The organism is Bradyrhizobium sp. Mp27 (genome assembly GCF_029953005.1).
Lineage (GTDB): Bacteria > Pseudomonadota > Alphaproteobacteria > Rhizobiales > Xanthobacteraceae > Bradyrhizobium > Bradyrhizobium barranii.
This window is the reverse complement of record NZ_JASAUS010000030.1, coordinates 63,147-72,322: the sequence shown is the minus strand read 5'-3', so window position 1 is coordinate 72,322 and position 9,176 is coordinate 63,147. Positions and strand designations below refer to the sequence as shown.

Below are 9,176 nucleotides of genomic sequence, written 5' to 3'. Positions count from 1 at the left end.
TCCGGCGGCTCTTCTTCGTCATCTTCGCTCCTGATTCGCAGCAAGAATCCTCGCCGCTGTCAGGCAGAAAATCCACTCAAGCTACTGTCCGAATTTGCGGGGCCAGCTCTGCTCCTATCCGGTCGATTACGCAACCGGCTGGAGATTCGTGCAGGGGTTGGGCGTCGCCAACCAGATCATCATGACCATCCTGTTTTACACCGGACTGCGGCCCATCGAGCTATTCGTGATGGAGACCACCCAGGTCAACGTGCCCGGCCGGTGGATCACGATCCCGAAGTCCAAGATCGGCGAGCCGCGCGGCATTCCAATCCATGAGGCTATCGTTCCCTTGCTCACGGACATGGTCGAGAACCGGCCCGGTAAGCTTGTCCGCACATGGGACGGCGCTCCCTTCACGGTCTATGACGACAACGGCGGCCAGATGAAGAAAGCTATCGCCGCCGGCCGGCTGCGGACCCACGTCTTCGACGTCGCCCCGTACACCGCCCGGCACTCGGTCTCGACCCAGCTAGTCGTCAACGGGGTGCATCCGCACATTAAGGATCAGATCATGGGGCACGCGGCCGACGACATGAGCCGCCTCTATACAAGCGTGCCCCAACCAAAGCTGATCGAGGCCATCAACACGCTGCCGACCTTCCCCGATTGGCTCGACGCCGATTGGATGAAGTCGCCGGTCGCACTGACCCACCGGCGGGCGAAGACGCTGAAGAAGGCGGAGCGCGACGCTGGCAACGCGGCGCTCGCCGCGTGGCAGGCGCGCCGGGTGGCGTAAGGTAACCGGAGCCGTTTACAACGGCGCTTACGGCGTGCATGTTAGAGTATTCGCACGCACAGGACTTCATCGCGGCAACCCTTACTCAAAACATTGAGAATCGTGTTCGAAAGCTCCCTAAACCGTCCAATGCAGCGCAGTGCGCAATGTGCCAGGGCGGGATGGGGCCGCGCCTTTGGATTCCGTCAGACACAGTCAAGGTCGATTGAAACCGGCCAGCTATTATTTCTAATTGACGAGAAAAGATGTTGCAATTTCTGACAAAATTACACTTGTGTGTTTGCAACGGGGGCAGAAAACAATGAAAAAACTAACGCTAATCAAGCGGATCGACCAAGGCGGATTCGGCATTGTTGATCTAGTCGAAAGCTCTACCGGAAAACAGTACGCGCGAAAAACGTTCTCTAAAAATCAGCCGCTTTCCGACGAACTACTTGCCAATGTCATCAAGCGGTTCGCGAAGGAAGTGCGCATACAAGGGAGTGTCAATCACCCCAATATCGTGCCAATTATCGAAGCAAATTTGGATGTGTCGCCGCCATACTACCTGATGCCCCTTGCTGATAGTTCCCTGTCTAAGGATTTGACCGCAGATAAAACTTTGGATGGCAGCTTCGTCAGCGCTTTGAGTGACATCGTCGCGGGGTTGGAGGAAATGCACTCCATGCAGATATACCACCGAGATCTGAAGCCGCAGAATGTTTTGCGCTTCAAGCGGAACGCTGGAAAACCAGAAGAGCAAAAATTTTACGCGGTGAGCGATTTCGGACTAATCTCGATCAAGGAGTCGCAGATTTCCGCGTTGACTAAAACAGGAATGGCGCGTCAGTCAGATTACTATACAGCGCCTGAAATAACGAAAGACCTCCGATACGCTTCAGTTCAATCTGACGTTAATTCGCTAGGTTGCATTCTTCATGACATGGTCGGTACAGAAGATCGAGTTCCGTGCGGAGAAATTAGAGAAGGGGGAGCTTTTGGCCCCATCCTTTTAGGATGCACGAACAAAGACCCCAAGAAGCGGTTCAAATCTGCGAAGGCAGTGTTGGACGCCGTCCTAAGTATCGATCCCGAATCTCATCCAGCTACACAGAAGTCCACCGACTTCATTTCTGCTCTGGAGGGCACAGACGCCCTAGACCCGGCAGCATGGGAGAGCTTGGCAGATTTTCTCGACTATGAAGCTCAAGCTGACGACAAGCGTGCAATATGCCTCAAACTTAGCTCGGACAAAATTGGCGAGCTTTGTGCCTCAGCCCCCGACCACGCGAAACGAATCGCTATTGTTTTTGCTGAGTGGGTTAAGACGTCGTCATTCAATTTTGATTACTGCGATGGCCTCGCCAACAGACTTGAACTGTTTATTGAATCGCTCCCTGATTTTGAAGCCAAGGTTGAATGTCTTTTATCTATGCTCGAAATGGGAACGTCTCATAATCGATGGTATGTCGAGCGAAGATTCGTGAACCTTTGCGGTGACGAGATGGACGTGCACTTAGCAAAGAGACTCGGGATTCAAATTCGCATCGACGAAGAAGATGTATGTCGCGCCGTAAGTCACCTGGAGCGGTCGCTTTCCTCTTTTACTCGCACCGAGCTACACCCTGCTCTGGTCAAAGTTCTAGCAGACGTTTGCAAATGATTTACCGGGCTGCAGCGCTCTCCAAGGCTGGACCGCGCAAGGTCAATGAAGACTCAATCGGTCTATGGACAAAACCTGGGCGCGTTTGTGCGGCCGTTGCAGACGGTCTCGGCGGCATGGGCGGGGGTAGACGCGCGTCTGAAATTGCAATCGCGGTTTTGGAGGAAAATCTCCAAAAGGAAGTTTCCACCGAGTCAATGGTGGCGTCAGCCCAAATGATCCACGACGCGATTCTGATTGAGCAGCGCATACATGCGAACTTGAAAAGCATGGCAACCACGTTGACAGCCGTTTCAATAATCGAGAATCAAATGTTTGGCGTGCACTGCGGCGACACGAGAGCCGTAGTTGCGCGCCGTCGTGGTATCAAGCGCCTGACAGAGGATCATGCAGAGGGAGAGCGGCTGTTTAAAGCCGGGAAGCTATCCAAAGACGAACTGATGGATTATCCTCGTAAGCATATACTAGACAGCGCGCTAGGAATGCACAAAGCCCCCAAGATCGACGGCTTTGCCTTTGAATTAGAGCCCGGTGATAAGATTTTTCTCACGTCAGACGGCATACATCAGATGATTATGCTTCGGGAGCTTCACAAGATAGCAATTGGTTTCGACGACCCGGAGGCATTCGTAAAAGCAATCGATCAGACCATCGAAAGAAAGACGGCGGAAGATAACTACAGCATTGTGGCCGTCTTCGTTTCTTAGGCTGCATCGCAGGCATCTTGCTACATCGCACGGCTCGCGGTTTTCCCACGCGACCTTTTAGCTCCCTGCGACCGACAGGACTCAAAGCTGCATCGCTTCCGCCGTGCATGAGCCGTGCATCTAGCCCCACACCTTCGTAAGCATCTGATATGTAGTGCAAATAAAACATGCCCGCACCCTTCACACGGAAGAGGTCCAAGGTTCGATCCCTTGTGCGCCCACCATCCATCCTCCTGACCCCCTCCGCCGGTTGCAAACGATCACCCCGGCCTGACGGCTGTCGGGGCCGTTTGATCAAAAATGTCGAAAACAACCCCATGCACAGTAGCCGACGTCAGTCGGATCAATTGGTTGCGCCTTTTCCGAAATTCGATTGACGCGTCGGGCAAAACACCGGCATGATGCCATCATCCAAGGAGAGGCCCGCCCCCCCCCGAGCGACTAGCCCGCCTTGACACGCGAGAGGCCCATGGTTCGACCCATGTGCGCCCACCATTGATCCTAGATTCCAAGAATCGCTGAAAGCTTCCTTGCGAGGCATGCGAACGTTAGGGACCGAGCGGCGTGAGGGCGCTGCGCAGTGGCGCGCTGGAAATCTGCATCAAACCCGCAAATGGCTGCCCCAGCTCCAGGACCAGGTAGATCGCCCCGGCGGCCGACAGTGCAAAAACGAACAGCGAGCCGAAAACGGTTGCGCTGGGTTTGGCAAACAGGCCGAAGCTTCCAAAGATGATGGTGAGCCAGAAAATCAGCACCACCAGGAACGGCATAGGGATCGAATTGTTCGTCTGTGCGAACAGCAGCAGGCGGGTTTGCGCAATGTCGGTGGCGACCTGTATGGCCCTGGCTTGCAGGGAGCGCTGGGAATCGTTCTGCGGCGAAAGCTGCTGAAGCTTCGCGTAGAATGCGTCGCTTGCGGCGCTCGCCTCGAAGGGGTTCGCCTTGGCAACCTCGGAACTTTTCTCGCGCCACATTCGATCGGCTAAAACAACGATGGCGCGCCGCAACAGATTGCGTTCGTCATTCGCCTCCGGTCCGTACTGCGCCAGCAGATTGTCGAGCAGGACAACATTGCTCGTCATCTGCGTGACTTGAGTACTCTGCGTGTCGTAGGAGCCCTTCGCCGAGGCGATCAGCAGGCCGAGGACAAGCGCGGCTATCGTCCCGATGAGGCCTGTGCCCAGCCTGACCACATCCTTGTCATCCGTGCTCAGGTGATGCCCAGGAAGGAACATACCGAGCAGGGCACCGCCTGAGATGCATAGAAACGTGATGCACGATAGCGCGATTGCATTCATGATTCACCAGTGTGTCGCGCGGCGTGTCGTGACTTAGCGCTGTGTCGCCTTCGCCGCGGAGGCAACTGCGGGTCCCCTGGCGATCAATGTGCGTCGGTCGTGAATCAGGTTCTCCAGCCGGTGGGCCGCCACGTTCAATGTGGCATCATCCACCGCGCTCTCGTCTCCAGCAGCGGATTTGGCGCGCTCCGCCTTTAGAATGCCGTCGATTTCGTCTTCGATATCCGAAAGTTCAGCCTCTGTATCGACCTTCCGAATCCGGCGCGCCAGGGCGTAGAGAGAATCGAGCGGGCCTTCGGCTGCGCGGTTGCCGAGGCCCAGGAATTTCCACGCCGCCGCAAGCATGGTGGCAACGCCACCCAGTACCATCGGCGTCAAATAGATCCAGTTGCCGTATTCATCCATGAAGCTCTGCGTGGTGCTGTTGTAGACGGCTGCCGCGCCAGGGTGCAGCGGAAGGTAGGCATCCTGGTCGGTGCTGGGCGCGGTGATCTGCGCGAAAATCGGCTGCTCGCGCAGCAGATTCCTGCGCGCGCTCATGATCGCCTCCGTGAGGTCGGTTACCAGATCAGTGCCAAGCTTCTTTTGCGCAACCAGGTATAGCGAGGTCCTCAGGGTCGTCAGGTCATCTTCCGGGACCGGCGGCGATCCCCGCAGCGTGCCCTTCGGGACGTCGAAGCTTTCAAAAGCGCGCTCATTCTCTGCAATTGCCGCCGCGGAGTCGATCGGGATCAGTACCGGGGTCTTTTTACGGTCAAGCTGAAAAAATCCACGAACGAGCGAGAGGTATTTTTCGGCGAGCGGGATCACGACAAGCAGGGCGCCGACTTGTTTTGACTGAATGGCTTGCCGGACATCCGTCAAAGCAAGGTTCTTGAAGACAACTTTCGCGCCCGCCAGATCGTATCCCTTGGTCAACACATCGACAATTTTGGCGTTCACTGCTCCGCCGACCACGCCAACCGTGCGTCCCTTCAGGCTGGCAATGCTGTCGATGGACGATCCCGGCGGCGCGATGATCAGTACGACCATATGGCTGACGACGACGACGGCTTGCGCCTGCGACAAGTCGCCGACATCGCCGCGAACCACAGCGAGATCGACCTTGCCCGCGGAGAAAGCCGCAGCGGCCTCGAGCGCGGTGCCGCTGTCGATGACCTTGAGCCGGACCGGCGCGTTCGCTGAAACGAACTCGCCTGCTATCGCTGACATTGCCTTGGCTGCCTCGCCGTCGACCGAGCCGACCGCCACAGTCAGCGTTACCGGGCGGCTGTAGTACCGATAGGCAAGGAGACCTGCGCCTGCTGCAAAGGCGACGACGCCGACGAGCAGGAAAAAGCGAAGCCACAGCGGCAATTTCATCGACATCATGCTCGCCACCTGTGTGGGTTCGCCACGTCCTTGCCGCTGTATTTCTGCGGACCTGCGATGCCCGCAAACGTCCGCGGCCAGAATAGCTGCCAGCCGCCGCTCTACGTGCTCGCTGCTACGGCAGGTGAAGACGTTGATCTATATCAAGCTTACCCACCGTTGAAGGTCTACGGGAGACGGTTGCCAAATCGGGCCGTTTGCGCGCCCTGTGCGGCGGCTCATTCCCTCTCCTCGATCAGGGGTGATCATCATGCAATCCTCTTGGCCTAACGAGCCCAGTCGTCGCCTGGTTCTAGGCGCACTCGCAGCACTGCCCGCGGTCTCCGTGCCACTCGTTGCCGATGCCCAGACACAGACAACGCCCGCGCAAGCACCGCTTCCCGCAGCAGCCGGTTTTTCATTCGCTACGGTCGGCGATACCCGACCGATGCTGTACCTCCCATTGAAAGAGGGACAACCGGACCTCAGCAAGTTCTTCGTCGAGATGTTCGGGTTGGTCATGCCGGAAAAGGTCGCCGAGGCCGTCGTCGCAAGGGATGTGAAGATGATCTTCGATCCGGTCACGAAGGACCTGATCAAGGTCGTCATGCCGTTCGTATCCAAGACGGAAGTGATGACCCTGACGGTAGATAAGGGTTGGGTCACCGAGGCATCCGTTGAAGACGTGAAACTGCTTCCCGGAGTGCATCGAACCATGTTCCGGCTTCAGGGCGGCGAATGGGTGACGCGCGAAATCGTCAAGGACGTTCAATCCGGTCGCGCCAAATTCGTGGTCAATAGCGGTGACGCTGTGTGGTGGGGCAATCAGGGCTTGACCGTGAGTGACAGCCCATACTGGAAGCGCGTGAACGAAACAATGCTGAAGAAGCTACCCGCGCCGGATGACGAGATGCGCGCAGCCGGTCTGGATGGGCGATTTTTCATGAGTGTAGGTAATCATGAGGTGTGGGCCGACCCAAAGATTGAGGGCGTACTTTCGGCTGTGCCGTATCTGAAAAAATTCGGCGTCACGCCGGAAAACCTCATCTACAAATTCGACTTCAAGGGCACCCGTTTCATCTATCTCTGGAGTGGCAAGTACGATTACCGCTCGCCGTCGCTGTGGGACGCTGATCGACCAAAATATGCCGAGCAGATGACCCAGCTTCAAAAGTGGATGGACGAGGCGAAGGCCAATGGCATCCGGAAGGCGTTTATCGTCTTCCACTATCCCGTGTTTGCGCGGTCAGGCTTAGGCCCGATCCCGGCTCCCGATAACCCGCACAAGGTGATTGCGTCGTATGCCAAGGACATGGAGGTGATCGTGTTGAACGGGCACGTCCACACCACGGAAATCTACGATGTAGATGGGGTAAAGTATCTGATGTTGGGCGGTGGGGGCGCAGAACAAGACCCAATCCTGCCGGGGCGAACCAGCATCAAGGTGCCCGCCGACTATCCGCGGGACCTTTACTGGAAGGGCCAGCCTCCGCAAGAGGAGTACAACTACGTGCTGGTGGACGTTGACCCCGGCCAGAAGACGAAGTTCACCCTCAATCGCTTCCGGCCGTGGTCGGCGGAGCCATTCGGGACTGAGGAACTCTTCACGTGACAGCAAGCGGGCAATAGGCCGGGAGTGAGGTTCTGGCGATAGTACTCCTGATTATTCACGGCCTGGTCGCCGTTGCACTGCTTGGCGCGATTACGCACCAGACCTTGGCGACGTGGGCGACTGTGGGAACGCGCCCCAGTTCGTTTTTCGGCCGCTTTCGCTCCGTGCCATCGGCCCGGTTCGCCGACGCCGTCGTCGTCTTGTATGCCATCTCCATCCTGCTCGGTGGGATCATCTATCTGTATTTTCGCGTCGACATCAGGCCAGAGTTAGAGCGCGCCGGTCATTGGCCAGCCCTGGGCTTCTTCGACCTCAAGGAGCACTTCGCCGCGATCGGTTTTGCGTTGCTACCAGCCTACTGGGTTTGCTGGCGACGGCCGCGTGCCGACGAGCCTGCTCAGACGCGCACGATGCTCACCTCGATCCTCGCCTTTGTCATCTGGTGGGGCTTCCTAACCGGCCACGTCGTAAACAACATCAGGGGTTTCGGCGCATGACGTTATCGGCTGCGTTCCGCCGCTTTGCATTCGCGTTCGGGACGACATTTGGCTTCCTCTACGTGGTTGCACTCGCAAAGGACCTTGCTCTTTTCACCGTTTTCCCGTCGCTCGGCATCGTGCTGGCGGGCACGCATCATTCGCGAGACGTTGCTGACCCTGCGATGGGATTTCTAGCTCCAGCGATGTACTGGTACGGGTGGGCCGCGACGGCCGCGCTCGGGGCACTGATCGTCGCCCTCGTTGCTGCGTCGTTACCCGGACGTTCAGTGCGAAACTTCTGGTCGGGATGGGTGTGGGTAATTCCCATCCTCTCGATGATCGCTTGCGTCTATCTCACCCTGCCCTGGTTTAGGCTCTGACTTGGGTGCTTCCGCATATGGATCATGACCGACCAAGCTCAAAGCGAGCTCTCTGTTCGGAAAACCGCTTCGCGCTCTTCCGGATCAAGCTTCAAGCAGCCCGATCCGGCCGCAAGGCCGCGTAGAGACCGACGAAGGTCCCGATGGCGACCAGGCCTGCCGCCAGCAGCACCTGCAATTCCCCATCATCGGTGGCGCCCGCGGAGGACACCAGCCTGGTCACGACGACGAACAGAATGCCCACGGAGGCTGCTGCACCCACGCAAAGATGAGCGAGCTCTCGCGTCAGGTTCCGGCCGAGAAGTCCGAGTGCCGTGAAATACATCGCGCAAGCGTTGGGATGAACGAACAAGGCAACGCGCGCGTAAGGACCATAGGAGTCAAGGAGGGACTCACATCGGCCCAGTGCCGCTTTTGAGGCAACCCGCTGCAACATCGGCCTGAAAAAGCGAGCCTGTCCGTAACTCAGAACGGCGCCCACGATGATGGCCGCCCACGCTACGATGAAAACGGAGACATCCGCAGGCTTCGGATTGAGCGCGACGGACATCAGGATGAGGGCGGTTCCGGGAAAATAGCCGAAATACGGAAAGACCGACTCCAGGAGCACACAGGCGAACATGAAGACCGGAAACCATGCCGAACCGGTCGCATCCTGGACGATGGCGTTCAAGTCGAACAGGTTCGTCTTGTACAGGACGAGGTACATGCACATGGCCAATCCGGCCAGCGCGTAGAACGGCAACGCCCCCGACAAAAACCGTCTCATCCAGCCGCCGCGCTTTGTTTCGCGGACACGGCGGAGACCTTCGATATCGGGACAAGACGACGGAAACGCATGGCTGATGTTCTAGGCGAATGAGATTGCCCCTGTCGATAGCAATCCTCGCCCCAGCTGCGCGGGCCATTCGCCGCATTGAAATGCCCGCC

The 9,176-nt window shown here is 57.5% G+C and carries 9 protein-coding genes; 6 read left to right on the top strand and 3 right to left on the bottom strand.

Going from position 1 to position 9,176, the window contains the following annotated elements; translation table 11 throughout:
• The first annotated feature begins 148 nt into the window (after positions 1–148).
• The 3 genes from QJT78_RS17865 (at position 149) to QJT78_RS17855 (ending at position 3,127) form a co-directional block, all read left to right on the top strand.
• Positions 149–778 (top strand): site-specific integrase, encoded by a 630-nt coding sequence (locus QJT78_RS17865; protein ID WP_281460270.1) that lies wholly within the window; start codon positions 149–151, stop codon positions 776–778.
• A 301-nt stretch (positions 779–1,079) separates the two neighbouring features.
• On the top strand, positions 1,080–2,420 hold the full coding sequence (locus QJT78_RS17860) for a protein kinase (RefSeq protein ID WP_281460269.1): 1,341 nt from the start codon (positions 1,080–1,082) through the stop codon (positions 2,418–2,420).
• Positions 2,417–3,127 carry a PP2C family serine/threonine-protein phosphatase gene (locus tag QJT78_RS17855; RefSeq protein ID WP_038953540.1) on the top strand — a complete coding sequence of 237 codons (711 nt, stop codon included), beginning with the start codon at positions 2,417–2,419 and terminating at the stop codon, positions 3,125–3,127. The genes QJT78_RS17860 and QJT78_RS17855 overlap by 4 nt, the downstream gene beginning before the upstream one ends.
• 548 nt (positions 3,128–3,675) lie before the next feature.
• Here the strand turns inward: QJT78_RS17855 and QJT78_RS17850 are convergent.
• Positions 3,676–4,425 carry a DUF4239 domain-containing protein gene (locus QJT78_RS17850; protein WP_028151236.1) on the bottom strand — a complete coding sequence of 250 codons (750 nt, stop codon included), beginning with the start codon at positions 4,423–4,425 and terminating at the stop codon, positions 3,676–3,678.
• A gap of 33 nt (positions 4,426–4,458) precedes the next feature.
• A complete protein-coding gene (locus QJT78_RS17845) occupies positions 4,459–5,796 on the bottom strand; it encodes a TAXI family TRAP transporter solute-binding subunit (protein ID WP_028151237.1) in 1,338 nt (445 codons plus the stop codon).
• 325 nt (positions 5,797–6,121) lie between these two features.
• Here QJT78_RS17845 and QJT78_RS17840 point away from each other — a divergent pair, with 325 nt between their 5' ends.
• From QJT78_RS17840 to QJT78_RS17830, 3 genes are all read left to right on the top strand, one after another.
• Positions 6,122–7,387 carry a metallophosphoesterase gene (locus tag QJT78_RS17840; protein WP_240537763.1) on the top strand — a complete coding sequence of 422 codons (1,266 nt, stop codon included), beginning with the start codon at positions 6,122–6,124 and terminating at the stop codon, positions 7,385–7,387.
• A 104-nt stretch (positions 7,388–7,491) separates the two neighbouring features.
• Positions 7,492–7,884: a hypothetical protein gene (locus QJT78_RS17835; protein ID WP_157790292.1), complete on the top strand. Its 393-nt coding sequence runs from the start codon at positions 7,492–7,494 to the stop codon at positions 7,882–7,884.
• Positions 7,881–8,246, top strand: a complete 366-nt coding sequence (locus QJT78_RS17830) for a hypothetical protein (RefSeq protein ID WP_028151240.1) — start codon at positions 7,881–7,883, stop codon at positions 8,244–8,246. The genes QJT78_RS17835 and QJT78_RS17830 overlap by 4 nt, the downstream gene beginning before the upstream one ends.
• A 91-nt stretch (positions 8,247–8,337) precedes the next feature.
• Here QJT78_RS17830 and QJT78_RS17825 read toward each other — a convergent pair whose 3' ends face one another.
• On the bottom strand, positions 8,338–9,015 hold the full coding sequence (locus QJT78_RS17825; RefSeq protein WP_028151241.1) for a hypothetical protein: 678 nt from the start codon (positions 9,013–9,015) through the stop codon (positions 8,338–8,340).
• Positions 9,016–9,176: the final 161 nt, after the last annotated feature.